This is a genomic window from Pseudomonas sp. Pseusp16, from assembly GCF_047324915.1.
Lineage (GTDB): Bacteria > Pseudomonadota > Gammaproteobacteria > Pseudomonadales > Pseudomonadaceae > Aquipseudomonas > Aquipseudomonas fluorescens_CD.
The window spans coordinates 4,167,492-4,192,752 of record NZ_CP168522.1 but is presented as its reverse complement, the minus strand read 5'-3'; the positions used below and the strand labels follow the sequence as shown (position 1 = coordinate 4,192,752).

Annotated in this window: 26 protein-coding genes and 2 pseudogenes; 13 read left to right on the top strand and 15 right to left on the bottom strand. The window is 60.4% G+C overall.

The annotated features are described in order from the left end of the window. Entirely contained in the window at nt 1-1,053 is a 1,053-nt protein-coding gene (gene hisC, locus ACEN8Q_RS19120; protein WP_413703580.1) for a histidinol-phosphate transaminase, read from the top strand. 130 nt (nt 1,054-1,183) lie between these two features. Here the strand turns inward: hisC and algW are convergent, their stop codons facing one another. Next, nucleotides 1,184-2,347, bottom strand: coding sequence for a Do family serine endopeptidase AlgW (gene algW, locus ACEN8Q_RS19115; protein WP_413421092.1), 1,164 nt, complete (start codon nt 2,345-2,347; stop codon nt 1,184-1,186). A 103-nt stretch (nt 2,348-2,450) separates the two neighbouring features. Between algW and ACEN8Q_RS19110 the strand changes: the two genes are divergently transcribed. From ACEN8Q_RS19110 to cysN, 3 genes are all read left to right on the top strand, one after another. Continuing rightward, nucleotides 2,451-3,209: a Nif3-like dinuclear metal center hexameric protein gene (locus ACEN8Q_RS19110; RefSeq protein WP_218429307.1), complete on the top strand. Its 759-nt coding sequence runs from the start codon at nt 2,451-2,453 to the stop codon at nt 3,207-3,209. 262 nt (nt 3,210-3,471) lie between these two features. After that, nucleotides 3,472-4,389, top strand: a complete 918-nt coding sequence (cysD, locus tag ACEN8Q_RS19105) for a sulfate adenylyltransferase subunit CysD (protein WP_413421089.1) — start codon at nt 3,472-3,474, stop codon at nt 4,387-4,389. A 9-nt stretch (nt 4,390-4,398) separates the two neighbouring features. After that, the gene (cysN, locus tag ACEN8Q_RS19100) at nt 4,399-6,297 is read left to right on the top strand and encodes a sulfate adenylyltransferase subunit CysN (RefSeq protein ID WP_413421087.1); all 1,899 of its coding nucleotides are present in this window, start codon (nt 4,399-4,401) and stop codon (nt 6,295-6,297) included. 167 nt (nt 6,298-6,464) lie between these two features. Here the strand turns inward: cysN and ACEN8Q_RS19095 are convergent, their stop codons facing one another. The 3 genes from ACEN8Q_RS19095 to ACEN8Q_RS19085 are packed head-to-tail and all read right to left on the bottom strand — an operon-like array spanning nt 6,465 to nt 9,856. Continuing rightward, nucleotides 6,465-7,370: an acyltransferase gene (locus tag ACEN8Q_RS19095; RefSeq protein WP_413703579.1), complete on the bottom strand. Its 906-nt coding sequence runs from the start codon at nt 7,368-7,370 to the stop codon at nt 6,465-6,467. Further along, on the bottom strand, nt 7,371-9,470 hold the full coding sequence (gene pta / locus ACEN8Q_RS19090) for a phosphate acetyltransferase (RefSeq protein ID WP_413703578.1): 2,100 nt from the start codon (nt 9,468-9,470) through the stop codon (nt 7,371-7,373). A 59-nt stretch (nt 9,471-9,529) separates the two neighbouring features. Continuing rightward, entirely contained in the window at nt 9,530-9,856 is a 327-nt protein-coding gene (locus ACEN8Q_RS19085; protein ID WP_322615825.1) for a DUF3565 domain-containing protein, read from the bottom strand. Here ACEN8Q_RS19085 and ACEN8Q_RS19080 point away from each other — a divergent pair. The 3 genes from ACEN8Q_RS19080 to ACEN8Q_RS19070 all read left to right on the top strand — a co-directional run bounded on the left by ACEN8Q_RS19080 (nt 9,825) and on the right by ACEN8Q_RS19070 (nt 12,210). Then, nucleotides 9,825-10,310 (top strand): FKBP-type peptidyl-prolyl cis-trans isomerase, encoded by a 486-nt coding sequence (locus ACEN8Q_RS19080; RefSeq protein ID WP_007942189.1) that lies wholly within the window; start codon nt 9,825-9,827, stop codon nt 10,308-10,310. The genes ACEN8Q_RS19085 and ACEN8Q_RS19080 overlap by 32 nt on opposite strands. A gap of 122 nt (nt 10,311-10,432) precedes the next feature. Next, nucleotides 10,433-10,915, top strand: a complete 483-nt coding sequence (locus ACEN8Q_RS19075; protein ID WP_413703577.1) for a glutathione peroxidase — start codon at nt 10,433-10,435, stop codon at nt 10,913-10,915. A 191-nt stretch (nt 10,916-11,106) separates the two neighbouring features. Then, nucleotides 11,107-12,210, top strand: a complete 1,104-nt coding sequence (locus ACEN8Q_RS19070) for an NADH:flavin oxidoreductase (RefSeq protein ID WP_413703576.1) — start codon at nt 11,107-11,109, stop codon at nt 12,208-12,210. A gap of 125 nt (nt 12,211-12,335) precedes the next feature. Here ACEN8Q_RS19070 and ACEN8Q_RS19065 read toward each other — a convergent pair whose 3' ends face one another. Together ACEN8Q_RS19065 and cysZ are read right to left on the bottom strand one after the other, a co-directional pair. Then, entirely contained in the window at nt 12,336-13,535 is a 1,200-nt protein-coding gene (locus ACEN8Q_RS19065; protein WP_413421077.1) for a glycosyltransferase family 4 protein, read from the bottom strand. A 36-nt stretch (nt 13,536-13,571) separates the two neighbouring features. Further along, nucleotides 13,572-14,324 carry a sulfate transporter CysZ gene (gene cysZ, locus ACEN8Q_RS19060; protein ID WP_218429322.1) on the bottom strand — a complete coding sequence of 251 codons (753 nt, stop codon included), beginning with the start codon at nt 14,322-14,324 and terminating at the stop codon, nt 13,572-13,574. A 314-nt stretch (nt 14,325-14,638) separates the two neighbouring features. Here cysZ and trxB point away from each other — a divergent pair, with 314 nt between their 5' ends. Then, entirely contained in the window at nt 14,639-15,595 is a 957-nt protein-coding gene (gene trxB / locus ACEN8Q_RS19055; protein ID WP_007970300.1) for a thioredoxin-disulfide reductase, read from the top strand. 87 nt (nt 15,596-15,682) lie between these two features. Further along, a pseudogene (locus ACEN8Q_RS19050) lies at nt 15,683-15,775 on the top strand (outer membrane lipoprotein carrier protein LolA); the annotation flags it as partial. Here the strand turns inward: ACEN8Q_RS19050 and ACEN8Q_RS19045 are convergent. The 7 genes from ACEN8Q_RS19045 to ACEN8Q_RS19015 all read right to left on the bottom strand — a co-directional run bounded on the left by ACEN8Q_RS19045 (nt 15,775) and on the right by ACEN8Q_RS19015 (nt 20,425). After that, entirely contained in the window at nt 15,775-17,025 is a 1,251-nt protein-coding gene (locus ACEN8Q_RS19045) for an aspartate aminotransferase family protein (RefSeq protein WP_413703575.1), read from the bottom strand. The pseudogene ACEN8Q_RS19050 and the gene ACEN8Q_RS19045 sit on opposite strands and share 1 nt — an antisense overlap. Nucleotides 17,026-17,289: 264 nt before the next feature. Beyond that, nucleotides 17,290-17,628, bottom strand: coding sequence for a HopJ type III effector protein (locus ACEN8Q_RS19040; RefSeq protein ID WP_413703574.1), 339 nt, complete (start codon nt 17,626-17,628; stop codon nt 17,290-17,292). After that, nucleotides 17,621-17,917: a DUF1244 domain-containing protein gene (locus tag ACEN8Q_RS19035; RefSeq protein WP_015093518.1), complete on the bottom strand. Its 297-nt coding sequence runs from the start codon at nt 17,915-17,917 to the stop codon at nt 17,621-17,623. Before ACEN8Q_RS19035 ends, ACEN8Q_RS19040 begins: the two co-directional genes overlap by 8 nt. A gap of 83 nt (nt 17,918-18,000) precedes the next feature. Then, entirely contained in the window at nt 18,001-18,372 is a 372-nt protein-coding gene (gene folX / locus ACEN8Q_RS19030) for a dihydroneopterin triphosphate 2'-epimerase (protein WP_007970304.1), read from the bottom strand. 2 nt (nt 18,373-18,374) lie between these two features. Continuing rightward, the gene (gene folE, locus ACEN8Q_RS19025) at nt 18,375-18,950 is read right to left on the bottom strand and encodes a GTP cyclohydrolase I FolE (RefSeq protein ID WP_413421069.1); all 576 of its coding nucleotides are present in this window, start codon (nt 18,948-18,950) and stop codon (nt 18,375-18,377) included. Between the two features lie 20 nt (nt 18,951-18,970). Beyond that, nucleotides 18,971-19,681 (bottom strand): dihydromonapterin reductase, encoded by a 711-nt coding sequence (gene folM / locus ACEN8Q_RS19020; RefSeq protein ID WP_413421067.1) that lies wholly within the window; start codon nt 19,679-19,681, stop codon nt 18,971-18,973. A gap of 174 nt (nt 19,682-19,855) precedes the next feature. After that, a complete protein-coding gene (locus ACEN8Q_RS19015) occupies nt 19,856-20,425 on the bottom strand; it encodes an antibiotic biosynthesis monooxygenase (RefSeq protein WP_413421065.1) in 570 nt (189 codons plus the stop codon). Between the two features lie 212 nt (nt 20,426-20,637). Between ACEN8Q_RS19015 and ACEN8Q_RS19010 the strand changes: the two are divergent. Then, a pseudogene (locus ACEN8Q_RS19010) lies at nt 20,638-21,598 on the top strand (MerR family transcriptional regulator). 3 nt (nt 21,599-21,601) lie between these two features. On the opposite strand, the gene ACEN8Q_RS19005 reads toward ACEN8Q_RS19010, so the two are convergent. Together ACEN8Q_RS19005 and ACEN8Q_RS19000 are read right to left on the bottom strand one after the other, a co-directional pair. Further along, on the bottom strand, nt 21,602-22,207 hold the full coding sequence (locus ACEN8Q_RS19005) for a hypothetical protein (RefSeq protein ID WP_413421063.1): 606 nt from the start codon (nt 22,205-22,207) through the stop codon (nt 21,602-21,604). A gap of 54 nt (nt 22,208-22,261) precedes the next feature. Next, the gene (locus tag ACEN8Q_RS19000) at nt 22,262-22,738 is read right to left on the bottom strand and encodes a PAS domain S-box protein (protein WP_413703573.1); all 477 of its coding nucleotides are present in this window, start codon (nt 22,736-22,738) and stop codon (nt 22,262-22,264) included. Nucleotides 22,739-22,840: 102 nt separating this feature from the next. Here ACEN8Q_RS19000 and ACEN8Q_RS18995 point away from each other — a divergent pair, with 102 nt between their 5' ends. The 3 genes from ACEN8Q_RS18995 to ACEN8Q_RS18985 all read left to right on the top strand — a co-directional run bounded on the left by ACEN8Q_RS18995 (nt 22,841) and on the right by ACEN8Q_RS18985 (nt 25,213). Further along, nucleotides 22,841-23,296 carry a flavodoxin gene (locus tag ACEN8Q_RS18995; protein ID WP_413703572.1) on the top strand — a complete coding sequence of 152 codons (456 nt, stop codon included), beginning with the start codon at nt 22,841-22,843 and terminating at the stop codon, nt 23,294-23,296. Nucleotides 23,297-23,528: 232 nt separating this feature from the next. Next, the gene (locus ACEN8Q_RS18990) at nt 23,529-24,311 is read left to right on the top strand and encodes a class II aldolase/adducin family protein (protein WP_413703571.1); all 783 of its coding nucleotides are present in this window, start codon (nt 23,529-23,531) and stop codon (nt 24,309-24,311) included. Then, a complete protein-coding gene (locus ACEN8Q_RS18985) occupies nt 24,311-25,213 on the top strand; it encodes an alpha/beta fold hydrolase (RefSeq protein ID WP_413703570.1) in 903 nt (300 codons plus the stop codon). The genes ACEN8Q_RS18990 and ACEN8Q_RS18985 overlap by 1 nt, the downstream gene beginning before the upstream one ends. The last annotated feature ends 48 nt before the right edge of the window (nt 25,214-25,261 follow it).

The window sequence follows — 25,261 nt, the reverse complement described above, 5'->3', positions numbered from 1 at the left end:
ATGAGTAAATTCTGGAGCCCGTTCGTCAAGAATCTGGTGCCTTACGTACCGGGCGAACAGCCTAAGCTGACCAAACTGGTCAAGCTCAACACCAACGAAAACCCGTACGGCCCATCGCCGAAAGCCTTGGCCGCGATGCTAACCGAACTGAATGACAACCTGCGTCTGTACCCGGACCCGAACAGCGATCTGCTCAAGCAAGCCGTCGCCAGGTACTACGGCGTGCAAGGCAATCAGGTGTTCCTCGGCAACGGTTCCGATGAAGTGCTGGCGCACATCTTCCACGGTTTGCTGCAGCACGATCAGCCGCTGCTGTTCCCGGACATCAGCTACAGCTTCTACCCGGTCTACTGCGGGTTGTACGGCATCCGGTTCGACGCGGTGCCGCTGGACGAGCAATTCCAGATCAACCCGGCGGACTACGCCAAGCCAAACGGCGGGATCATTTTCCCCAACCCGAATGCGCCGACCGGCTGTCTGTTGGCGCTGGAGGCGGTGGAGCAGATTCTCAAGGCCAGCCCGGATTCGGTGGTCGTTGTGGATGAGGCTTACATCGATTTCGGCGGCGAGACGGCAATCACGCTGGTCGATCGTTATCCGAACCTGCTGGTCACCCAGACCCTGTCCAAGTCCCGTTCCCTGGCCGGTCTGCGAGTTGGCCTGGCGGTGGGGCATCCGGACCTGATCGAGGCGCTGGAGCGGATCAAGAACAGTTTCAACTCCTATCCGATCGATCGCATGGCGAATGTCGGTGCGGCGGCGGCGTTCGAGGATCGCGAGTATTTCGACAAGACCTGTAGCCTGGTGATCGAACACCGTGAATGGGTGATTGGGCAGCTGCAGGCCAAGGGCTTCGAAGTCCTGCCCTCGGCGGCGAACTTCATTTTCGCTCGTCACCCCCGGCATGATGCAGCGGGCCTGGCAGCGAAGTTGCGTGAGCAAGGCGTGATCGTCCGGCACTTCAAGCAGGAGCGGATTGCCCAGTTCCTGCGGATCTCCATCGGCACGCCAGAGCAGAATCAGGCGCTGATCGACGGTCTCGGCGACCTCTAAACCATCGCTGCCCCCCTGTAGGAGCGAGCTTGCTCGCGATGGAGTGTCAGGTTAAGCGGTGTCACTGACACACCATCGTCGGATCGCCGCCCGGAGCAAGCTCGCTCCTACAAGGGATTGTATTGGCCGCTTACTCTGCTTCTTCCTGGTCTTTGGCCGGTGCCGGTGGCGGACGCAAACCGATTTCCGCGGTCAGCTTGAGTTCCTTGCCATTGCGCATGACCTGGATCGTAACCTTGTCAGTCGGCTTGATCCGCGCCACCTGATTCATCGAGCGACGGCCATCACCGGCCGGTTCGCCATCGATGGAAAGAATCACATCACCCAGTTGCAGACCGGCCTTCTGTGCCGGACCGTCACGGAAAATCCCCGCCACGACAATGCCCGGGCGCCCGGACAAGCCGAACGATTCGGCCAGTTCCTGGGTCAGCGGCTGCACTTCGATACCCAGCCAGCCACGAATCACCTGGCCGTGCTCGATGATCGACTTCATCACTTCCATCGCCAGTTTCACCGGGATCGCGAAACCGATGCCCTGGGAGCCTCCGGACTTGGAGAAGATCGCCGTGTTGATGCCGGTCAGATTGCCGACGGCATCCACCAGCGCGCCGCCAGAGTTGCCGGGGTTGATGGCGGCGTCGGTCTGGATGAAGTCTTCGTAGTTGTTCAGGCCCAGCTGGTTGCGGCCGGTGGCGCTGATGATGCCCATGGTCACGGTCTGGCCGACGCCGAACGGGTTGCCGATGGCCAGTGCGACGTCGCCGATGCGGATGTTGTCGGAACGCCCCACCGTGATCGACGGCAGGTTTTTCAGGTCGATTTTCAGAACCGCGAGGTCAGTCTCCGGGTCGCTGCCGATCACCCGCGCCAGGGTTTCCCGGCCGTCCTTGAGCGCCACCACGATCTGGTCAGCGCCGCTGGTCACGTGGTTGTTGGTCAGGATGTAGCCTTCCGGGCTCATGATCACGCCGGAGCCAAGGCTCGACTCCATGCGTTTCTGCTTGGGTGAGTTGTCGCCGAAGAAGCGCCGGAACTGCGGATCTTCGAACAACGGATGGTTGGGTTTGTTGATGACTTTGGTGGTGTACAGGTTCACCACCGACGGCGCCGCGGTGGTTACCGCGTCGGCATAGGACACCGGACCCTGCTGCATGCTGGTGGTTTGCGGCGCTTGTTGCAGATTGACGTCGAGGCTCGGGAGCCCGACCCACTGCGGGTAACGCTGGATTATCAAAAGAGCGACAAGCACGCCGGCCAACAGCGGCCAGCCGGAAAAACGCAGCGCCTTGAGCATTAAGCACTTCCTGAGAGAGTTGCAGGCGGTATGAGACCGCTCATAATGACGCGCATTATACGAGGCCGAACGCGCCTCTGAACGGGATATTTAGGAGTCTTTTATGGCCGTCGCCCTGAGCACCCTGGTCGAAGAAGCCGACCGCTACCTTAACAGTGCCAAGATTGCCGATTATTGCCCCAACGGCCTGCAGGTCGAGGGGCGGCCGCAAGTGATGCGCATTGTCAGCGGCGTCACCGCGAGCCAGGCTTTGCTCGATGCCGCCGTGGAGGCCAATGCCGACCTGGTGCTGGTGCATCACGGCTACTTCTGGAAAGGCGAAAATCCGTGCATCACCGGCATGAAACAGCGCCGCTTGAAGACCCTGCTCAAGCACGATATCAGCCTGTTGTCCTATCACCTGCCGCTGGACCTGCACCCGGACGTCGGCAATAACGTGCAACTTGCCCGTCAGTTGGACATCACCGTGGAAGGGCCGCTGGACCCGGACAACCTGAAGATCGTCGGCCTGGTCGGCTCGCTGAATGAGCCGATGACGCCCCGGGATTTCGCCCGCCGCGTGCAGGAAGTCATGGGCCGTGAGCCGCTGTTGATCGAAGGCAGCGCCATGATCCGCCGCGTCGGCTGGTGCACCGGTGGCGGCCAGGGTTACATCGACCAGGCCATTCTGGCCGGAGTCGATCTGTACCTCAGCGGCGAAGCTTCCGAGCAAACCTTCCACAGTGCCCGGGAAAACGACATCAGTTTCATCGCCGCCGGTCACCATGCGACCGAACGCTACGGCGTCCAGGCGCTGGGGGATTACCTGGCGCGGCGGTTTGCGCTGGAGCACATCTTCATCGATTGCCCGAATCCGATCTGAACGCGCGAGATCCTGATACTGTAGGAGCGAGCTCGCTCGCGATAAACCTGAGAGCGCCACGGGGTGTCAGATTCCCAGCGTTATCGTTGACGACCATCGCGAGCAAGCTCGCTCCCACAGGGGGGAGGGCGGCCAAACAGGCAGGCATATTCATATGCTCTTTCGATCTAGTTGGCGTCCTGATTAGAAGAGGTCGCTGTGCTAGGATCCCCGCTCGAACACGGCCCGCTGGCCGTTCATAAGAAAGCTTTCGTGAGTAGCCATGGTCGACAAACTGACGCATCTGAAACAGCTGGAGGCGGAAAGCATCCACATCATCCGCGAGGTGGCCGCCGAGTTCGACAACCCGGTGATGCTGTACTCCATCGGTAAAGACTCCGCCGTGATGCTGCATCTGGCACGCAAGGCGTTCTTCCCGGGCAAGCTGCCGTTTCCGGTGATGCACGTCGACACTCGCTGGAAATTCCAGGAGATGTACGCCTTCCGCGACAAGATGGTCGCCGAGCTGGGCCTGGACCTGATCACCCACGTCAACCCGGACGGCGTGGCGCAGGACATCAACCCGTTCACCCACGGCAGCGCCAAGCACACCGACATCATGAAGACCGAGGGCCTCAAGCAGGCACTCGACAAGCATGGTTTCGACGCAGCTTTTGGCGGCGCCCGTCGCGATGAAGAGAAATCCCGCGCCAAGGAGCGTGTGTACTCGTTCCGCGACAGCAAGCACCGCTGGGATCCGAAGAACCAGCGTCCCGAGCTGTGGAACGTCTACAACGGCAAGGTCAACAAGGGCGAGTCGATCCGCGTCTTCCCGTTGTCGAACTGGACCGAGCTGGACATCTGGCAGTACATCTACCTTGAAGGCATCCCGATCGTTCCGCTGTACTTCGCCGCCGAGCGTGAAGTCATCGAGAAGAACGGCACGCTGATCATGATCGACGACGAGCGCATCCTCGAACACCTGAGCGATGAAGAAAAAGCCCGCATCGTCAAAAAGAAAGTGCGTTTCCGTACCCTTGGTTGCTACCCGTTGACGGGCGCGGTGGAGTCCGAGGCCGAAAGCCTCACGGACATCATTCAGGAAATGCTCCTGACGCGAACTTCCGAGCGCCAGGGCCGTGTCATCGACCACGATGGCGCAGGCTCGATGGAAGACAAAAAACGTCAAGGTTATTTCTAAGGGGCTGTCATGTCGCATCAATCTGATTTGATCAGCGAGGACATCCTCGCCTACCTGGGCCAGCACGAACGTAAAGAACTGCTGCGCTTTCTGACCTGCGGTAATGTCGATGACGGCAAGAGCACCCTGATCGGGCGCCTGCTGCACGACTCCAAGATGATCTACGAAGATCACCTGGAAGCCATTACCCGCGACTCGAAAAAAGTCGGCACCACCGGTGAAGACATCGACCTGGCGTTGCTGGTCGACGGTCTGCAGGCCGAGCGTGAACAAGGCATCACCATCGATGTCGCGTACCGCTACTTCTCCACCGCCAAGCGCAAATTCATCATTGCCGACACCCCCGGCCATGAGCAGTACACCCGCAACATGGCCACCGGTGCTTCCACCTGTGACCTGGCGATCATCCTGGTCGACGCCCGCTACGGCGTGCAGACCCAGACCCGTCGCCACAGCTTCATCGCCTCGTTGCTGGGCATCAAGCACATAGTCGTGGCCATCAACAAGATGGACCTCAAGGACTTCGACCAGGGCGTGTTCGAGTCGATCAAGGCTGACTACCTGCAGTTCGCCGAAGGCTTGAAGATGAAGCCGACCAGCATGCACTTCGTGCCGATGTCGGCCTTGAAGGGCGACAACGTGGTGAACAAGTCCGAGCGCTCGCCGTGGTACACCGGTCAGTCGCTGATGGAAATCCTCGAGACCGTGGAAGTGGCGGGCGACCGCAACTTCACCGACCTGCGTTTCCCGGTGCAGTACGTCAACCGTCCGAACCTGAACTTCCGCGGTTTCGCCGGTACGCTGGCCAGCGGCATCGTCAAGAAAGGCGACGAAGTCGTGGTGCTGCCGTCGGGCAAGAGCAGCCGCGTGAAGTCCATCGTCACCTTCGAAGGTGAACTGGAGCATGCCGGTCCAGGTCAGGCAGTCACGTTGACCATGGAAGATGAAATCGACATTTCCCGTGGCGACCTGCTGGTTCACGCCGACAACGTGCCGCCGGTGACCGACAGCTTCGAAGCCATGCTGGTGTGGATGGCTGAAGAGCCGATGCTGCCGGGCAAGAAATACGACATCAAGCGCGCCACCAGTTACGTGCCAGGCTCCATTGCCAGCATCGTCAACAAGGTCGACGTGAACACCCTGGAAGAAGGCCCGGCCAGCGCGTTGCAACTGAACGAAATCGGCAAGGTCAAGATCGCGCTCGATGCGCCGATTGCCCTCGACGGTTACGACAGCAACCGCACCACCGGCGCCTTCATCATCATCGACCGCTTGACCAACGGCACCGTTGGCGCCGGCATGATCGTCGCCCAGCCGCTGGCCCATGGCAGCTCCACGCACCACGGCAAACTGGCCCACGTCGCCACCGAAGAGCGCGCACAGCGCTTCGGCCAGCAACCGGCCACCGTGTTGTTCAGCGGCTTGTCGGGCGCGGGCAAAAGCACCCTGGCCTATGCGGTCGAGCGCAAGCTGTTCGACTTGGGTCGTGCGGTGTTCGTACTCGATGGCCAGAACCTGCGTCACGACCTGAACAAAGGTCTGCCACAGGATCGCGCCGGGCGTACCGAAAACTGGCGTCGTGCCGCGCACGTGGCGCGTCAGTTCAACGAAGCCGGCCTGCTGACCCTGGCGGCGTTCGTTGCGCCGAGTGCCGAAGGTCGTGAACAGGCCCGGGAACTGATCGGCAAGGAGCGTCTGCTGACGGTCTACGTCCAGGCTTCGCCAACGGTCTGCGCCGAGCGTGATCCGCAAGGCCTGTACGCGGCGGCCGGGGATAACATCCCGGGCGAGTCCTTCCCGTACGACGTACCGCTGGATGCCGACCTGGTCATCGACACCCAGTCCGTGTCTCTGGAAGAAGGCGTAAAGCAAGTGCTGGGTCTGCTGCGTGAGCGTGGCGCGATCTAAGCGTTAACCGGAAAAAAGAAACCCGCCGATGAGTGATCATCGGCGGGTTTTTTATGCCTTGTGATATTTAAATGTGGGAGCGGGCTTGCTCGCGAATGCGCTGGATCAGTCAGCATCAATGTTGAATGACACACTGCCTTCGCGAGCAAGCCCGCTCCCACATTGGTTCAGCGGCGGTCAGGAAATTCGCGGTGCATCTGTTCCAGCAGAGCATCCTTGTCCTGCCACAACTGATTGATCCAGCCCTGGAATTGCAGGCGATACTCACCATCCTGGTCGTAGTTCTTGCCAATGAACTGTGGCGGAATCCTCAGCTCTTCAAAGTGCACCACCACGTCCGCAACGTTCCCGCACAACAAATCCCAAAAACCGGGACGCCCGGCCGGATAATGAATCGTCACGTTGACGATTGATTCCAGCTGCTCGCCCATCGCATCCAGCACAAAGGCAATACCGCCGGCCTTGGGCTTGAGCAGGTACTTGAAGGGGGACTGTTGCTGGGCATGCTTGCCCTCGGTGAAGCGCGTGCCTTCGACGAAGTTGAAAATGCCCACCGGGTTGTCGCGGAATTTCGCACAGGTCTTGCGGGTGGTTTCCAGGTCCTTGCCTTTCTTTTCCGGGTGCTTCTCCAGGTACGCCTTGGAGTAGCGCTTCATGAACGGAAAGCCCAGCGCCCACCAGGCCAGGCCGATCACCGGGACCCAGATCAGCTCCTGCTTGAGAAAGAACTTCAGCGGTTGAATGCGCCGGTTGAGCACGTATTGCAGCACCAGAATGTCGACCCAGCTCTGGTGGTTGCTGGTGATCAGGTACGAGTGCTGGTAGTCGAGACCCTGCAGACCGCTGATGTGCCAGCGGGTGCGACGGACCAGGTTCATCCAGCCTTTGTTGATGCTGATCCAGGCTTCATGGGTATGGCTCATCAGCCAGCGTGCGATGCGCTGGGTGAAAGTGAACGGCAATACCTTGACCAGCGCCACGCAGAACAGGAACGAGCAGAGCAATATTGTGTTCAGTGCCAACAGCAGCGCGGCGATCACGCCGCGCAACGGGGCGGGGAGGAAGTCCAGCATTTACACATCCATAGGTCGGTTGGCGGCTTGAATCGCGGTCAGGGCGATGGTGTAGACGATGTCATCGACCTGCGCGCCGCGCGGCAAATCGTTCACCGGTTTGCGCAGGCCTTGCAGCATCGGCCCGAGGCTGACGCAGTCGGCGCTGCGCTGCACGGCCTTGTGGGTGGTATTGCCGGTGTTGAGGTCGGGGAACACGTACACCGTGGCGCGGCCGGCCACCTGACTGTTCGGCGCCAATTGCCGGGCCACGTTTTCGTTGGCGGCGGCGTCGTACTGCAAAGGGCCGTCGATGAGCAGCGAGTGCTGTTGTTCGTGGGCGAGCAGGGTAGCCTCGCGGACCTTCTCGACTTCTTCGCCGCTCGCCGAATCGCCACTGGAGTAGCTGATCATCGCCACCCGTGGCGTGATGCCGAATGCGGCGGCCGAATCAGCGCTTTGCAGGGCGATCTCAGCCAGTTCGCTGGCGCTTGGGTGCGGGTTCATCACGCAGTCGCCATAGACCAGCACCTCTTCCGGAAACAGCATGAAGAACACCGACGACACCAGGGTGCAGCCCGGCGCCGTCTTGATCAGCTGCAGGGCCGGGCGGATGGTGTTGGCGGTGGTGTTGATCACGCCCGAGACGAGACCGTCGACTTCATCCAGGGCCAGCATCATGGTGCCGATCACCACGGTGTCTTCCAGTTGTTGCTCGGCCATCGGCGCATTGAGGCTTTTGCTCTTGCGCAGCGCAACCATCGGCTCGACATAGCGCTCGCGGATCAAGTCCGGATCAATGATTTCCAAGCCAGGTGGCAACTCGATGCCCTGGGCGCGGGCGACAGCCTGCACGTCCTCGGGCTTGGCCAGCAACACGCAGCGAGCGATGCCACGGGCCTGGCAGATCGCGGCGGCCTGCACGGTCAGCGGCTCGCTGCCTTCGGGCAACACGATGCGCTTGTTGGCCGCCTGGGCGCGCTGGATCAGTTGATAGCGGAACACCGCTGGCGACAGACGCATCTCCCGTGGTGTGCCGCAGCGCTGATGCAACCAGTTGGCATCGAGGTGGCCGGCGATGAAGTCGGTGATGATTTCCGCGCGCTCGCGGTCATCGATAGGGATTTCCTTGTTCAGGCCATTGAGCAGGTTGGCGGTGTCGTAGGAGCCGGTGCTCACCGACAGCACCGGCAGTCCGGCCTGCAGGGCGCCACGGCACAGGTCCATGATGCGTGGGTCGGGCAAGGTGTCGCTGGTCAGCAGCAGGCCGGCCAGAGGCACGCCGTTCAACGCCGCCAGGCTGACGGCGAGGATGATGTCGTCGCGGTCGCCGGGGGTCACCACCAGCACGCCGGGCTTGAGCAACTCCACGGTGTTGCGCATGGTGCGGGCGCAAATGATGATTTTGGTCATGCGCCGGGTTTCATAATCACCGGCGTTGAGCACTTGCGCACCCATCAGGTCGGCGACGTCGCGGGTGCGCGGGGCGTTCAGTTCCGGCTGGAACGGAATGCAGCCGAGCAAGCGGAAATCACCGCTGCGCAGCAACGGCGAATGCTCCTTCAGGCGCGTGGCGAAGGCCTCCATGCTTTCTTCGGTCTTGACCTTGTTGAGGATCACGCCGAGGACTTTCGGGTCTTTCGGGCCACCGAACAATTGCGCCTGCAACTCGACGCGACCGGAGAGCTCGGTCAACACTTCGTTTTCCGGTGCCGAGACCAGGATCACCTCGGCGTCGAGGCTCTTGGCCAGGTGCAGGTTGACCCGCGCGGCGTAACTGGCGCTGCGGGTCGGCACCATGCCTTCGACGATCAGCACGTCCTTGCCGATGGCGGCCTGCTGATACAGGGTGATGATTTCTTCGAGCAACTCATCGAGCTGGCCGTCGCCGAGCATGCGCTCGACATGGGCCAGGCCCAGTGGCTGAGGCGGTTTCAGGCCGTGGGTGCGCGCCACCAGTTCGGTGGAACGTTCCGGGCCCGTGTCGCCTGGATGCGGCTGGGCAATCGGTTTGAAAAAGCCGACCTTGAGCCCGGCTCGCTCAAGGGTACGCACCAGCCCGAGGCTGATGGAGGTCAGACCCACACCAAAATCGGTGGGCGCGATAAAAAAAGTTTGCATGCGGATTCTCTAAGGGAGCAGGCAATGGTGAGCACCTATGACTGGCGATCTACCGAAATTCAGTCGCCAAGGTTATCGCTAACCGAGCCTTGTGCGCACCAACCGCAGGCAAAGGGTTGGCCTATTTTTTCCTGGCGTTGCGCAGGGTCCATGACCCAGGCGCGGGATTGCCAGGGTGGTTGGTGCCGCAGGTGTTGGGTATGGCCGCAGGAAAGCTCGGCCACCCAGTGACCGTCCTCGTCCTGATGAAAGCCTGTGACCGTCGAATCCCGTCTGTCCGGGTTGTGTTCGCTTTCGGACGATTGCTTCGCTAAACTTGGCCCTTCAATCTTCTTATGCAAAAGGTCTCGCCCCATGCTGATCGCCGCCAATAAGGCTGTCTCCATTGACTATACCCTGACCAACGACGCTGGTGAGGTCATCGACAGCTCCGCCGGCGGCGCGCCGCTGGTCTACCTGCAAGGCGCAGGCAACATCATCCCGGGCCTGGAAAAGGCTCTGGAAGGCAAGGCTGTCGGCGACGAGCTGACCGTAGCCGTTGAACCGGAAGATGCTTACGGCGAATACGCTGCCGAACTGGTCAGCACCCTGAGCCGCAGCATGTTCGAAGGCGTCGACGAACTGGAAGTGGGCATGCAGTTCCACGCTTCCGCTCCGGACGGCCAGATGCAGATCGTGACCATCCGTGATCTGGACGGCGACGACGTGACCGTTGACGGCAACCACCCGTTGGCCGGTCAGCGCCTGAATTTCCAGGTCAAGATCGTTGCTATCCGTGACGCCAGCCAGGAAGAAATCGCTCATGGCCACGTCCATGGCGAAGGTGGCCATCACCACTGATTTCTGCGCTAAGCTCAGATAACTGGAGAGGCGCCCTGTGGGCGCCTTTTTAGTATGCGGCTGTCCCTGACGACGCCGCCAAGTGGCTGTTTCGAAAAGAACACGGGAATCTGGAGTACGTCATGAGTGCTTTTCACGACCTTAAATTGACAGCCCTGAATGGTCAGGAGCTACCTCTGGCGCCTTTCAAAGGCCAAGTCGTGCTGGTGGTCAACGTCGCTTCCAAATGCGGCTTGACCCCGCAGTACGCGGCGCTGGAAAACCTCTACCAGCAATACAAGGCCAAAGGCTTCAGCGTGTTGGGCTTGCCGTGCAACCAATTTGCCGGGCAGGAACCGGGGACCGAGCAGGAGATCAAGGATTTCTGCAGCCTCAACTATGGCGTGACCTTTCCGTTGTCCAGCAAGCTGGAAGTCAATGGTCACGATCGTCATCAGCTCTACCGCTTGCTGGCGGGCGAGGGCGCGGAGTTTCCCGGCGATATCACCTGGAACTTCGAGAAGTTCCTGCTGGGCAAGGACGGCCGCGTACTGGCACGGTTCTCGCCACGTACTGCTCCGGACGATCCCAGCGTCGTTCAGGCGATTGAAAAAGCCCTGAAGTAATCCTCCCTTTGTAGGAGCGAGCTCGCTCGCGATGGTTGTAGGAACACCGCGGGGCATCAGACCGCCAGCGTTATCGTTGACCACCATCGCGAGCAAGCTCGCTCCTACATCACCCAAATCAATAGTGCTGTTCAGTACGCGCGAACCTCCATATTATCACCGTCATAAAGTCATTCCATGTGGAGCGTCCCATGCCCGTCAAAGCCCTGTTCAAACCGTTCCACCTCGGCACCCTCGAGCTGCCGACCCGCGTCGTCATGGCGCCGATGACCCGCTCCTTTTCTCCGGGCGGCGTGCCTAATTCCAAGGTGATCGAATACTACCGTCGACGCGCCGCTGCGGGCGTCGGCCTGATCATCACCGAAGGCACCACCGTCGGTCACAAGGCTTCCAACGGTTACCCGAACGTTCCGCATTTCTACGGTGAAGCGGCCCTGGCCGGCTGGAAGAAAGTCGTCGACGCCGTTCACGCCGAAGGCGGCAAGATCGTGCCGCAGTTGTGGCATGTGGGCAGCGTACGTCGTATCGGCACCGAGCCGGACGCCAGCGTGCCCGGTTTTGGCCCGTCGGAAAAAGTGAAGGAAGGTCAGGTCGTGGTGCACGGCATGACCAGGCAGGATATCCAGGACGTGATCGCTGCGTTCGCCCAGGCTGCCAAGGATGCGCAGAGCATTGGCATGGATGGCGTGGAAATCCACGGCGCCCACGGTTACCTGATCGACCAGTTCTTCTGGGAAGGCAGCAACCAGCGTACCGACGAATACGGCGGCAGCCTGGCCAACCGTTCGCGCTTCGCCATTGAATTGATTCAGGCGGTGCGTGCCGCGGTCGGTGAGGGTTTCCCGATCATCTTCCGTTTCTCCCAGTGGAAGCAGCAGGACTACACCGCACGCCTGGTGCAAACCCCGGAAGCCTTGGGCGAGTTCCTCAAACCGTTGGCCGACGCAGGCGTGGATATTTTCCACTGCTCGACCCGCCGCTTCTGGGAGCCGGAGTTCGACGGTTCCGAGTTGAACCTGGCTGGCTGGACCCGCCAACTCACCGGCAAGCCGACCATCACCGTGGGCAGCGTCGGCCTGGACGGCGAGTTCCTGCAGTTCATGGTCAACACCGACAAGGTCGCACAACCGGCCAGCCTGGAAAAGCTGCTGGAGCGCCTGAACAACGACGAGTTCGACCTGGTGGCGGTCGGTCGCGCGTTGCTGGTGGACCCGGACTGGGCGCAGAAAGTGCGTGACGGCCGTGAGGAAGACATTCTGCCGTTCAGCCGTGAGGCGTTGATGACCTTGGTTTAAGCGGCACTTGGACTGACGCTTTCGCGAGCAAGCCCGCTCCCACAAGTAACCGCGTTCTCTCAGGGAAATGCGATCAAGTGTGGGAGCGGGCTTGCTCGCGAAGGCTGACTCAAAAACACAGCAAATCAGGGAACAGTCGGTGCATTCGGCACCACCATCTCCCCGGCACACGCCCCGCGCAGCTGTCCCTCGAACTGCTCGATGATCGTCGCCCAGCCCTGGCGACTGGCATGCTGGCGCGCATTGAGACGTACATTGCGCAAGGTTTCCCTTTCCTCCAGCAGCCATGCCGCGGCATCGCAGAATGCTTCTTCATCCCCCGGCATCGCCAACACTCCGTTGTAGCCATGACGTATATGCTGGGCGGCCGCCGCCTGATCGTAGGCCACCACGCCGAGCCCCGAGGCAAGTGCTTCAAGTACCACATTGCCGAACGTTTCAGTCAGGCTCGGAAACAGAAACACGTCGCCTGACGCGTAGTGACACGCCAGTGCTTCACCCCGTTGGGTACCGCAGAAAATCGCCTCGGGCATTTCGTTTTGCAGTTCCTGGCGCTGCGGGCCATCGCCGACCACGATCAGTTTCAGGATGCGCTGGGGATAACTCGCCTTGAGGGTATTGAAGGTGCGCTTGAGCAGGCCGAGATTTTTTTCCGCGGCCAGGCGTCCGACATGAATGACGGCGATGTCTTCCTCGGCCAGTCCCCATTGCTCGCGCAGGGCATTCAGACGTTTGGCCGGGTGAAACAGTTCGCTGTCGACCCCTCGGGACAGCAACGCGAGTCGCTCGAAATGCCGCCGCTCCAGTTCCATGCGCTGACTGACGCTGGGCACCAGGGTCATGGTCGAGCGGTTGTGGAACCAGCGCAGGTAGTGAGTCAGCAGGCGCGTGAGCAAACCAAGCCCGTACTGGTTGGAGTACTGCTGGAAATTGGTGTGGAACCCGCTGACCACGGAAATTCCCAGTCGCCGTGCCGCACGCAAGGCCGACAGGCCCAGCGGGCCCTCGGTGGCAATGTAGAGCACGTCCGGGCGGTGGCGCGTCCAGCGCCGCAGCAGTTTGTGCATCGACGACTGACCCCATTGCAAACCGGGATAGCCCGGTAGCGGCCAGCCGCGGCACAGCAGCAACTCATCGTCGCTGCCCAACTGCTGGTCGCAGCCCTGACGCGGTCGCACCAACTCCACTTGATGCCCGCGCGCGCGCAAGCCGTCGCACAAGCGACCAAGGGTATTGGCCACGCCGTTGATTTCGGGAGGGAAGGTTTCGGTGATCAGGGTGATATGCAGAGCTGTCGTCATGACCCCAGTGTCGGTTGGGGCCATGTCGTCAGTGTGACGTCGGGATGATGGATTTGTGACTCAGCGCTGTGCCACCAGGTTTTCCGCGCCGCGTTCACGCACCCAGAACAGCGTCGCCCCGGCCACGGCGGCCGGCATCATCAGGATGTTGACCACCGGTATCAGCAGCACCAGATAGACGCTGCCGCCGAAGCTCATGCTCTGCCAGCGCTTCTGTCGCAGCCACGCGAGCATCTCGTTCCAGCCCAGCTTGTGGTTGTCCGCCGGGTAGTCGATGTACTGGATCGCCATCATCCACACCCCGAACAACAGCCACAGCGGCGCGGCGATGATGTTCACCACCGGGATGAACGAGAGGATGAACAACCCGATCGCCCGGGGCAGAAAATAGCCGAGCTTGCGCATTTCCCGGGCCAGGGTGCGCGGGATCATCGCAATCAGTTCACCCCAGCTGAAGGTCGGAAAATCATCGGTGCCGCGCACCACCACTTCGACTTTCTCCGCGAGGAAGCCGTTGAACGGCGCGGCAATGACGTTGGCGAGCATGGTGAAAGTGAAGAACACCATCAGTACGACGAGCACCACGAACAGCGGCCAGAGGATGTAGCTGAGAAAACTCAGCCAGTCGGGCAGGGACGGCATCAGCGTGTCGACCCACAGGCTGAATTGATGGCCGGCCAGATAGATCAATCCGACGAACAGCACCAGGTTGATCGCCAGTGGCAACAACACAAACAAACGCAGGCTGGGGCTGAGCACCAGCTTGAGGCCTTCGCGCAGGTATTGCGGGCCGGACAGGACAGGGGCGGGCATAAGGTGCTCCGGGCAGAGGGAAAACGCGCCGACCTTACCGGCTTTGCTGCACATGCGAAAGCGCGGTGGCGGTATCGACATTCACTGTAACAAAGACGTCGATATCGTCGGGCAGATTGCATAGAGACCACCTATGAGCTGGATTGTTAAACCGTATTTCCTTAATCTTCGCCCCCTCGATACGCTGCACCCAATCTTTTACAGGACGGTCGGGTTCAAGCCTTCCCCAAGTGCTTTCAACCGTTCTTTTTTATTCCAGCCGGCAATCCGGCGTTCCGCGCCAGGTGTTCCGGGCCGGTCAACAGGAGCAGGTCATGTCTGAAGTCCGTCATTCGCGAGTGATTATTCTCGGTTCCGGCCCTGCCGGTTACAGCGCCGCGGTCTATGCCGCCCGTGCCAACCTCAAGCCACTGCTGATCACCGGCATGCAGGCCGGCGGTCAACTGACCACCACCACCGAAGTCGACAACTGGCCGGGCGACGTCCACGGCCTGACCGGCCCGGCGCTGATGGAGCGGATGCGCGAGCACGCCGAGCGCTTTGAAACCGAGATCGTTTTCGATCACATCAATGCCGTGGACTTCGCTGCCAAGCCGTACACCCTGACCGGCGACAGCGCGACTTACACTTGCGACGCCCTGATCATCGCCACCGGCGCCAGCGCTCGTTACCTGGGCCTGCCATCGGAAGAAGCGTTCATGGGCAAAGGCGTCTCCGCCTGCGCAACCTGCGACGGTTTCTTCTATCGCAACAAGCCGGTTGCCGTGGTTGGCGGCGGCAACACCGCTGTCGAAGAAGCCCTGTACCTGGCCAACATCGCCAGCAAGGTCACTCTGATCCACCGTCGCGAAACCTTCCGCGCCGAGAAGATCCTGATCGACAAGCTGAACGCCCGCGTTGCCGAAGGCAAGATCGAGCTGAAGCTCAACGCAACCCTGGATGAAGTGCTGGGCGACAACATGGGCGTGACCGGTGCCCGCCTGAAGAACAACGACGGCAGCTTCGACGAAGTGAAAGTCGACGGCGTGTTCATCGCCATCGGCCACACTCCGAACACTTCGCTGTTCGAAGGCCAACTGACCCTGAAAGACGGCTACCTGGTCGTGCAGGGCGGTCGTGACGGCAACGCCACTGCCACCAACCTCGAAGGCATCTTCGCCGCCGGTGACGTGGCTGACCACGTGTACCGTCAGGCCATTACCTCGGCTGGCGCCGGTTGCATGGCGGCACTGGATGCCGAGCGTTACCTGGACAATCTGCAGAACGCTTGATTCAGTAGAAACGAAAAAACCGGCTTCGGCCGGTTTTTTTTGCCTTCGGAAAATACACATGTCCCTGTAGGAGCGAGCTCGCTCGCGATGGTCGTCAACGATAACGCTGGGAGCCTGACACCCCGCGGAGCTCTCAGGTTCTTCGCGAGCATGCTCGCTCCTACAGTGGGCGCTGTGGTTCAGGCCAGTTTCTTCAGGCACGCCTCAAGGATATCCAGCCCTTCCTCCAGCACCGTCGCCTCGGTGGTCAATGGCGCCAGCAAGCGAATGATGTGCCGCGACTTGCCGCTGGGCATCAGCAGCAACCCGGCGTCCCGCGCCAGGGCCAGCAGTTGGGTCAATTGTGCCGGTGCTGGCGAGCCATCGGCGTTGATCAACTCGATGCCACGCATGGCGCCGACGCCGGTCAGACGCCCCAGATACGGCGTCAGCCTACTTGAGCGCCAGGCTTCATAGCGGCCGACAATCGCCTCTTCCTGTTGCGTGCCCCAGGCGTGCAGGTTGGCATCGGTCATTTCGTCCAGGGTCGCCAATGCCGCCGCACAGGCGATGGGGTTGCCGGAATAGGTGCCTCCAAGGCCGCCCTTGGGCAGGTTATCCAGCAGCGATCTGCGCCCGACCACCGCTCCCAGCGGCACGCCGCCGGCGATGCTTTTGCCGAGCAGGATCAAGTCAGGCTCGATACCCAGTCGCGAAAATGCAAAGCGTTGGCCGGTACGACCGAAACCGGACTGGATTTCATCGGCGATCAGCACAATGCCCTTGTCGTCGCAGAATTTGCGCAACGTCTGGGCGAACTCGGCCTCCATGGCCAGGAAACCTGCTTCGCCCTGCACCGGCTCGACAATAAAACACGCCACGTCGTCGACATCGATCTCGACGCTGAACAGGCGCTCCATGGCCTTCAGCGCATCGGCGCAAGTCACGCCGTTGTCCTGGCTGGGGAAAGGCAGGTGATACACCGGCCCCGGCAGCACGCCGACTTTCTGTTTGTAGGGCGCGACTTTGCCATTGAGGTTGAGCGTTGCCAGCGTGCGGCCGTGAAACGCGCCGTCGAAGGCGATAACCGCGGTGCGGCCGGTGGCGCCACGGACGATCTTCAGGGCGTTCTCCGCCGCTTCCGCGCCGCTGTTGGTGAGCATGCCGCTGACCGGGTAATCCACCGGTATGAACGTGCTGAGGCGATCCATCAACTCGAGGTAGGGCACATGGGGCGCGGCGTTGAACGCATAGTGGGTCAGTCGGGTGGCTTGTTCGCGAATGGCCTCGACGATGCGCGGATGGCAATGGCCAAGGTTCAGCACGCCGATGCCGCCGACAAAGTCGATGTAGCGTTTGCCGTCAGTGTCCCAGACCTCGGCGTTTTTGCCGTGGCTGAGGGTGACAGGGTGAACGATGTTGATCGACTGGCTGATGGTTTCGCTGCGCATGAATGACCGGCTCGGAAGTAGGAGGACTTCTTTTTATCTAAGCCGTGAGCGGTGGTGCGCGGCAAACGAAATAAAGTTGCCGGGTCAATCTTAAAAGTCGGGTTGTGCTTGTGATCCATTCCGCGCCATGAACGCAAAACCTGTAGGAGCGAGCTTGCTCGCGATGGTCGTGAACGATGACGCTGGGTGCCTGACACCCCGTGGCGTTCTTCAGTCCATCGCGAGCGGGCTCGCTCCTACAGGTTTAATCGGCAGCGAATTAAATCAGCGGCGAGCCAGCGGTTGCTGAGAGAACTTCACACCGGCCAGACCATGGGCGATCAACGCGCGGATATTGCCGTGATCGCTGCCTTCCGGCGTCGCCAACACCGAGCGGTAATGCTCGCCGAAAGCCAGCAGGGCTTCCGCATCGCTCAAGCCTTCGAGCAGCGCCAGACCCAGGGTCTTGCACGAGCCTTCGTTTTGCCCGGCCGCGTTTTCCACGCCGCCATTGTTGAAGGCCTGAGGCTGATAGTCGTAACCGGCGGCGATGAAGGCCAGGGTGTCGGCGAAGGCGTGTTCGCCGCTGTTGAGGCTGGCGCGCAGGGTGTTCAAATCACTCATTGGGTTTTCCTTTGGCGAACGCCGCTTGTTGTTCGGCGCTGGCTTCTTGCTGATATTGGGCTTTCCATTCGGCGTACGGCATGCCGTAAACCACTTCGCGGGCTTCGTCGAGGCTGACCTCGATCTGGCGCTCGTCAGCCGCCGCCTTGTACCACTTGGACAGGCAGTTGCGGCAGAAGCCCGAGAGGTTCATCAGGTCGATGTTCTGCACATCCTTGCGGCTGTCCAGGTGGGCCACCAGCCGGCGAAAGGCGGCGGCTTCGAGTTCCAGGCGTTGTTGATCGTTCATGGGAGGTCTCTGCGAGACAGCTGGGAGCTGCAAGATGGATTGCGGTAGGTCGAAGTTTACAGCCTGGCGCTTGAAGCTTGTAGCTAGCGGCTCGCTGCAAGCGTAATCGATACCGACTCGGCGAATCGCAGCGCGTGGGGCTTGTCGACTTCCACCTCGGCGTAGAGCACCGATGCGTTGGCCATCACCAGGTCGAGAATTTCCTGGGTCAGGCGTTCGAGCAGCGCAAAGCGGTTGCCTTCCACGTGGGCGATGATCGCCTTGGTGATCGTGCGGTAGTTCAACGCGTGATCGATGTCGTTGTCCCGTACCGCTTCCTGGGCTGCGTACAGAATGGTGAGGTTGATCAGCACATCCTGCTTGTTGAGGATTTCGTCCTCATTGATGCCGATGAAGGTACGCAGGCACAGGTCTTTGACCCGGATGCGTGCCATGCCTGGCTGAAGTTGTGGCATTGCTACTTGCTCCGTCCAATCAATTGCAGGAACTCCTGGCGGGTGTTGCTCGACTCGCGGAAGGCGCCGAGCATCACCGAGGTGTTCATGGTCGAATTCTGTTTCTCGACGCCGCGCATCATCATGCACATGTGCTGCGCTTCGATGACCACTGCGACGCCTGCTGCGCCGGTCACCTGTTGCACGGCTTCGGCGATTTGCCGGGTGAGGTTTTCCTGGATTTGCAGGCGCCGGGCGAACATGTCCACCAGCCGTGCAATCTTCGACAGGCCCAGCACCTTGCCGGTTGGAATATAAGCCACATGCGCCTTGCCGATGAAGGGCAGCATGTGGTGTTCGCAAAGCGAGTACAGCTCGATGTTGTCGACGATCACCATTTCATCGTTGTCGGAGGCGAACAGCGCGCCATTGACGATCTCTTCGACACTTTGCTCGTAACCATGGCAAAGGTACTGCATGGCTTTGGCCGCGCGCATCGGCGTATCGAGCAACCCTTCGCGGTCGGGGTTTTCGCCGACGCCGATGAGGATCTCGCGATAGCTCTGGGACAGGGCGTTCTGGGGCAGGGATAACGTCATGGTAAATCCTCGCGGGACACTTATTTGATGTGCCTTCCGCCATTGACGGTCAGGGTGGTGCCGGTGACATAAGGGTTGTCGAGCAGATAGCGCAGGCTCTGGTAGATCACTTCGCAGCCAGGCTCGATGCCCAGCGCGGACTTGGCCAGCGCTTTGGCGCGGTAGGCGGCGTCGTCCTCAGGCTTGAACAGTAGCAGGGCTGGCGCAATCCCGTTGACCTTGATGGCCGGCGCGTACCTGGCGGCGAAGGACAGGGTCAGGCTGTCGAGCCCGGCTTTGCTGGCGCAATAGCCGATGTGCTTGCTGCTGCCCCTGCGGGTCACGTCATCGCTGATGTGCACGATGTCGGCGGGGCTCGAGCGTTGCAGCAGTTCGGCGCAATGCAGGTTGATCAGGTAAGGCGCCAGCATGTGCACGCTGAACATGCGGGTGAATGCTGCGGCGTCAGTGTCCGGTGTTTCGGCCAGCCATTCGGAGGCGTTGTGGACAATCGCCCGCAAACAGTCGGTGTGGGTTTTCAGTTCGCCGATGAAGGCGAGGATCCCGGCCTCGCTGGCGAAGTCCGCGAACATCGCAGTGGCCCCCAGATCGCGCAGGGCTTGCACACCGGGACGCTCGCTGCGGTAGCTGAAAATCACGCGATGGCCATCTTCCAGCAGTCGCCGGGCGCAGTGCAGGCCGACACGCTGGCCGGCGCCGGTAATGAGGATAGGGGCTGCGGAAGAAGTCATGAACGGCTCGCGTCGCGGTGAGAGCAAAACTATACCAGCGACGGGAGCACTCTACCTATTGTGTAAAACGGGCCTGTGTGGGAGCGGGCTTGCTCGCGAAAGCGTGATGTCAGACAGTACAAATGTTGACTGATACGCCGCCTTCGCGAGCAAGCCCGCTCCCACAAGAGATCATCAGTGGTTTTGTGTGGAGGGTTCGACGGGCAAGCGGCGCACGGGTGTGCTGTTCAGCCAATTGGCCAGCAGACGGGTCGAAAGCGGGATGAAGAAATACACCATCAACGGCGTCAGGCACAGGGTGCTGATGAACACCCGGGGCAGTAGCGCCATCTCGCTCAGCAGCGGCCCCAGCACAAAGTTGAACAGCAGTGAAACCGGAAAGAACGCCAGCCAGATCGCCACGGCCTGTTTCCAGCGCGGCGGGCGTTGGCCGGTGGCACCGAACCAACCCTCAATGCCGCTGACCCGATGTTCCGTCGGGTGGGCGAACAGCTCGCTGCCGCGTCCGAGCCAGGCGCTGCGCGAGGCGGAATGCTCCCAGGCATGCAGGGTCTGCTCGTCGGCGAAGCGAAAGATAATCTGGAATTCGTCATCGCCGGGCGGAGGTGCGAGTACGCCGGAGCCGAGGTAGCCAGGAAAGTCGGTGGCCAGTTGTTCGCCTTCGCGCAACCAGGTGATCAGGTCTTGATAGCGACCGTTGGCAACGCGACGCGCGACCATCAGCGTGACGGGTGGGGTAGACATTGTGTATCTCCATAAGACATTCGCGTCGCTCCGGATAGGAACTTCGCCAGGCGCAGCGCCGGGGTGGTGGGCTGCGACTCGGAACAAGCAAGGATTATTCCTGATTCTGCCGGTTTCGTCTTTTAGCGTTTTTCTTCGATTATGAACTTGAATCATTACAGTACAGCGGAGTTAGAATGGGAATTCATCTGCACATGAATGTACAACTCCAGATGCCTGTCCTTACTGGCGTAACCTCAGGTGTACCGCAGGCTGTCTTCCTTGATCAGGCGCAGCTCTTTCCGATTCGCGAGGTGGCGCGCCTGACCGGTATCAACCCGGTCACCCTTCGCGCATGGGAGCGGCGCTACGGTCTGATCGTGCCGACACGCACTGAAAGTGGGCATCGCCTCTATTCAATGACCGATATCGAGCGTGTTCGCAGCATTCTCGGCTGGATCGACCGCGGGGTGGCGGTCAGCAAAATCGGCACGTTACTGGCCAGGGCGGTCCCCCCTGCAAACGCTGTCCCACATCATTCCCAACGACCTCGTGCTGGCCGACTACGCTCAATGGCAACAGCAGATCCGGGTTGCCGTCAGCGCGTTTGACGACGTTCAGCTGGAGCAGGTGTACGGACAGGTTTTTTCCAGCTACTCCCTGCCGGTGGTATTTCAAGACATTCTTCTCCCGGTATGGAGGCAATTGCTGCAACGCCAGGATCAATTCGGCGGGGCCAGCGAATGGATCTTTTTCGATGGTTTCCTGCGGTCGCGGGTGTTGCAACGCCTGCTGTTGATTCGCGATACCCGGCCACGGCGAGTGATCATCTGTGCCTTGGTTGGCCATTGCCGGGAACTCGAATTACTGATTGCCGCCTTGTTCCTGAGCAGCCCGCAAATGGGGGTTCGAGTGCTGCCCATTGGTCAGCCGTTCGATGAGTTGACCCTGGTCTGTGAACGGACCAAGCCCCAGGCGCTGGTGCTGTTTTCCAATCATGCGCCGGCTCCCGAGCTGCCCCGGCGTTTGAATCGCCTGGCCATGAGCCTGGAGTGTCGATTGTTGTTGGCCGGTGATGCTTCTGACCTGGCACGGGAGAGCCTCGCCAGCTCATCGATCGGTTGCCTGGGCAATGAAGGGGAGGTCATGAGCCAGCGTCTGAAGCAGTTCCTGGCGGGTACTCTGGATACTTGAAGTTCAGAGGTGCAGCGCTGGATGAGTCAAGCGATGCTGTTGCAGGATGAACTGGCGCAGACGCTCGGTTTCGTCCGTATCGCTCTGGCTCAGCTGATAGGCGTAGAAGCCCTGTTCGTTTTCTTTCTCGAAAGTGCCGCGCAAGGCAATCCGCTCATAGCCTGACGGGCTGAACCACAAGGCGAAATGCTTCGGCGGCTTGGTCTTGTTGCGAACCTCCAGCAAAACCCCTTTGCACGACACTTCGTGTACCCACAGGGCGCCAGGTTGACCCTTGGCGTTTTCCAGCGCTACCGGTTCGTCCAGTACCAGGCGCCAAGGCCGGACCATCGGCCCGCCTTCATAGATGCTCGGCACGCCGAGACGCAAATGCAGCGCATGGAACTCGTCTTCCACCAGATGCAGGGGGAAGGTCATTTGCTGGTTTTCGAAGCTGGCGTGAATGGTGACCTGCTCATGGGCCGCCAGGCGGGTGAGCAGGTCACGGATTTGCGATCCACCGTTGACCAGCAGGCTCGACGTCGCATCCCGCACATTGAGTTGCGGGTTGTGCTGCATGGTCTGGATGAAATCCAGCTCATCCTGGGTCAGGAGTGCGTCGCGTTGCATGGCCAACTCGCAAGATATAATTACAAAGTCAGTGGTGATTATATTTACTGACCATTAATTCCGGATTTGGTTTTTGCCGTTCGTCGCCTTGAGCGCAGCAAGCTCGGCCTGGAGTTCAGCCAACTGCCCCTCCAGGTGAGCCACGCGTTGCTGCGCCTTGACCTGCACGGTGATGTCTTTCTGTACACCGACAAAGTAGGTTTGCCCGTCCGCTGGATTTTTCACCGTTGAAAGGGACAACTCATTCCAGAACGATGTGCCGTCCTTGCGGTAGTTGCGCAGTATTTCCCGACAGGATCCTTCACGGTTCAAGGCGTCGCGAATCAATGGCAGGGCTTCCTGGTCGCGGTCCCCCGACTGCAGGAAGCGGCAATCCTGATAGAGAATTTCTTCGCTGGAGTACCCCGTCAGGCGTTCGAACGCGGGGTTGACGTAAATGAGGATGTTGTCTTGCTCGCCTTCCTTTTCGGCAATCACGATACCGTCGTTTGAAGCGTTGATCACCATTTGCAGCAGTTGAGCGTCAATCATCGGAGTATCCTTTCCTGATTGATTGTCGATCGCATTCTAAAAGAACAATCCCGACCGTGCTGTTAATATCCGGGTCTTTTACCCGGATCCAGGATCAGATTTATGAAAGTCGCCATCATTTCCGGCTCGGTGTACGGCACGGCCGAAGAAGTTGCCCGCCACGCCGCCAGCCAGTTGAAAGCCGCCGGTTTCGAAACCTGGCACAACCCGCGTGCGACCCTCGCCGATATCCAGGCGTTTGGGCCCGAAGCCTTTCTGGCGGTGACGTCGACCACTGGCATGGGCGAGTTGCCGGATAATCTGCAACCGCTGTATTTCTCGATTCGTGACCAGTTGCCCGCTGCCTGGCGTGGCTTGCCGGGTGCGGTGATCGGCCTGGGCGATGCGAGTTATGGCGATACGTTTTGTGGGGGGGGCGAACTGATGCGTGAGTTGTTCGGTGAACTGGGCATCCGCGAAGTCCTGCCGATGCTGCGCCTGGATGCCAGCGAAAGCGTGACCCCGGAGGCGGACGCCGAGCCTTGGCTGGCGGAACTGGCCGGCGCGCTACAGGGCTGACTGCCACGGCTCGAAGCGCTCGCAACCGGAGTCGTCATGGTTCTGACGGGGCGGCTGAATGCACGCCCCCACCTTCTCCGGTGGCGGCTATTTGACATGGATCCAACCTTCCTGGCCTGCTGACTCGTTCGGCCATCAAGCTGGCTGCCAATGCAACTACACGAACCCGTAGGGCTGACTAGACTCGGTATTCATTGGAAACACTCCATAATAAAAACCGAGGTTCCCAGCCGTGACTGTCGCTCCCGCCCAATCGCCACATAGTGTCAAAGACCAGGTCAGTGCTGCCGAGTGGCAGACCCGCGTCGACCTCGCTGCCTGTTATCGTCTGGTGGCCCAGCATGGCTGGGATGATCTGATTTTTACCCACATCTCCGCCAAGGTGCCGGGCACCGAAGACTTCCTGATCAACCCGTTCGGGTTGATGTTTCACGAAATGACCGCGTCGAGCCTGGTCAAGGTGGATCAGGCCGGGAACAAGCTGATGGACAGTCCTTACGAGATCAATCCGGCGGGTTACACCATCCACAGCGCCGTGCATGAAGTCCGTCACGATGTCGTCTGCGTGCTCCACACCCACACGGCTTCGGGGGTTGCCGTGTCGGCACAGAAGCAGGGGATCTTGCCGATCAGCCAACAGTCGTTGTTCGTGCTTTCCAGCCTGGCCTACCACGCCTACGAAGGCGTGGCGCTCAACCATGACGAGAAAGTCCGGCTGCAGGCCGACCTTGGTGAAAACAATTTCCTGATGCTGCATAACCACGGTCTGCTGACCTGCGGCAGCACCATCGCCGATACGTTCCTGATGATGTTTACCTTTCAGCGTGCCTGCGACATTCAGGTCATGGCGCAAAACGGTGGCGCTGAACTGATCGCCATCGAACCGCAGATTCTGGCCGGCGCCAAAGCCATGATCGCGGGTGTCACCAGAAGTACTCAAGGAATGGGCGGAGCGCTGGCCTGGCCAGCACTGCTACGCAAACTCGATAAACTGGACCCGGGTTATAAACTCTGATGGAACTCGCCGAGATCCCCTTGTGTGTCTGGCGCAAACGCAGCCAGGAGTTCGTATTCCATGGCCAGAGCATCCGTTACTGGACAGCAGGGCAGGGGGAGCCGCTGTTGCTCATTCACGGCTTTCCGTCCGCCAGTTGGGACTGGCATTACCTGTGGCAGCCATTGACCCAGCGTTTTCGCGTGATCGCTTGTGACATGTTGGGCTTCGGCGATTCGGCCAAACCGGCGAATCACCAATACAGCCTGCTGGAGCAAGCGGATCTGCAACAGGCACTGCTTGAACACTTGAATGTAGAGCAGCCGGTGCACCTGTTCGCCCACGATTATGGCGACAGCGTGGCCCAGGAACTGCTGGCCCGGCATTACGAATCCAAGGTGGAGCTGGCCAGTTGCGTGTTTCTCAATGGCGGGTTGTTTCCGGAAACCCATCGCCCGGTACTGATGCAAAAACTCTTGCTCAGCCCGTTGGGCTGGATGATTGGCCGCGCCTTCAGCCGCGATGGTCTGGTGAGAAGCTTTCGACAGATTTTCGGCCCGCGGACCCGTCCCAGCGAAAGCCAGATGGATGACTTCTGGAGCCTGGTCGAAAGTCATCGCGGGCCACGGATCATGCATAAACTGATCGCCTACATCCCGGAGCGCCGCGTCTGGCGCAACCGCTGGGTGAGCGCGATGCAGCGCGGTGAAGTGCCGCTGCGGGTGATCGATGGCGGGGTCGATCCAGTCTCCGGCGTGCATATGGTCGAGCGTTATCGGGAACTGATACCGGAAGCGGACACGGTGGTGTTGCCTGACATTGGCCATTACCCACAGATCGAGGCACCCTGCGAGGTGCTCAAGCACTACCTGGCGTTTCGCGATCAACTGCTCTTGCCGCCGCGCAAGGTGGCGTGTTCCTGAGCCTTGGATTGAACTGTTGTGGCGAGGGGGCCTGTCTATTTCTCCATC

Bases quoted from the DNA above. Each gene is read 5' to 3' on its own strand.
- hisC (WP_413703580.1), top strand. From the start codon at position 1: ATGAGTAAATTCTGGAGCCCGTTCGTCAAGAATCTGGTGCCTTACGTA.
- algW (WP_413421092.1), bottom strand. From the start codon at position 2,347: ATGCTCAAGGCGCTGCGTTTTTCCGGCTGGCCGCTGTTGGCCGGCGTG.
- ACEN8Q_RS19110 (WP_218429307.1), top strand. From the start codon at position 2,451: ATGGCCGTCGCCCTGAGCACCCTGGTCGAAGAAGCCGACCGCTACCTT.
- cysD (WP_413421089.1), top strand. From the start codon at position 3,472: ATGGTCGACAAACTGACGCATCTGAAACAGCTGGAGGCGGAAAGCATC.
- cysN (WP_413421087.1), top strand. From the start codon at position 4,399: ATGTCGCATCAATCTGATTTGATCAGCGAGGACATCCTCGCCTACCTG.
- ACEN8Q_RS19095 (WP_413703579.1), bottom strand. From the start codon at position 7,370: ATGCTGGACTTCCTCCCCGCCCCGTTGCGCGGCGTGATCGCCGCGCTG.
- pta (WP_413703578.1), bottom strand. From the start codon at position 9,470: ATGCAAACTTTTTTTATCGCGCCCACCGATTTTGGTGTGGGTCTGACC.
- ACEN8Q_RS19080 (WP_007942189.1), top strand. From the start codon at position 9,825: ATGCTGATCGCCGCCAATAAGGCTGTCTCCATTGACTATACCCTGACC.
- ACEN8Q_RS19085 (WP_322615825.1), bottom strand. From the start codon at position 9,856: ATGGAGACAGCCTTATTGGCGGCGATCAGCATGGGGCGAGACCTTTTG.
- ACEN8Q_RS19075 (WP_413703577.1), top strand. From the start codon at position 10,433: ATGAGTGCTTTTCACGACCTTAAATTGACAGCCCTGAATGGTCAGGAG.
- ACEN8Q_RS19070 (WP_413703576.1), top strand. From the start codon at position 11,107: ATGCCCGTCAAAGCCCTGTTCAAACCGTTCCACCTCGGCACCCTCGAG.
- ACEN8Q_RS19065 (WP_413421077.1), bottom strand. From the start codon at position 13,535: ATGGCCCCAACCGACACTGGGGTCATGACGACAGCTCTGCATATCACC.
- cysZ (WP_218429322.1), bottom strand. From the start codon at position 14,324: ATGCCCGCCCCTGTCCTGTCCGGCCCGCAATACCTGCGCGAAGGCCTC.
- trxB (WP_007970300.1), top strand. From the start codon at position 14,639: ATGTCTGAAGTCCGTCATTCGCGAGTGATTATTCTCGGTTCCGGCCCT.
- ACEN8Q_RS19045 (WP_413703575.1), bottom strand. From the start codon at position 17,025: ATGCGCAGCGAAACCATCAGCCAGTCGATCAACATCGTTCACCCTGTC.
- ACEN8Q_RS19040 (WP_413703574.1), bottom strand. From the start codon at position 17,628: ATGAGTGATTTGAACACCCTGCGCGCCAGCCTCAACAGCGGCGAACAC.
- ACEN8Q_RS19035 (WP_015093518.1), bottom strand. From the start codon at position 17,917: ATGAACGATCAACAACGCCTGGAACTCGAAGCCGCCGCCTTTCGCCGG.
- folX (WP_007970304.1), bottom strand. From the start codon at position 18,372: ATGCCACAACTTCAGCCAGGCATGGCACGCATCCGGGTCAAAGACCTG.
- folE (WP_413421069.1), bottom strand. From the start codon at position 18,950: ATGACGTTATCCCTGCCCCAGAACGCCCTGTCCCAGAGCTATCGCGAG.
- folM (WP_413421067.1), bottom strand. From the start codon at position 19,681: ATGACTTCTTCCGCAGCCCCTATCCTCATTACCGGCGCCGGCCAGCGT.
- ACEN8Q_RS19015 (WP_413421065.1), bottom strand. From the start codon at position 20,425: ATGTCTACCCCACCCGTCACGCTGATGGTCGCGCGTCGCGTTGCCAAC.
- ACEN8Q_RS19005 (WP_413421063.1), bottom strand. From the start codon at position 22,207: ATGCAACGCGACGCACTCCTGACCCAGGATGAGCTGGATTTCATCCAG.
- ACEN8Q_RS19000 (WP_413703573.1), bottom strand. From the start codon at position 22,738: ATGATTGACGCTCAACTGCTGCAAATGGTGATCAACGCTTCAAACGAC.
- ACEN8Q_RS18995 (WP_413703572.1), top strand. From the start codon at position 22,841: ATGAAAGTCGCCATCATTTCCGGCTCGGTGTACGGCACGGCCGAAGAA.
- ACEN8Q_RS18985 (WP_413703570.1), top strand. From the start codon at position 24,311: ATGGAACTCGCCGAGATCCCCTTGTGTGTCTGGCGCAAACGCAGCCAG.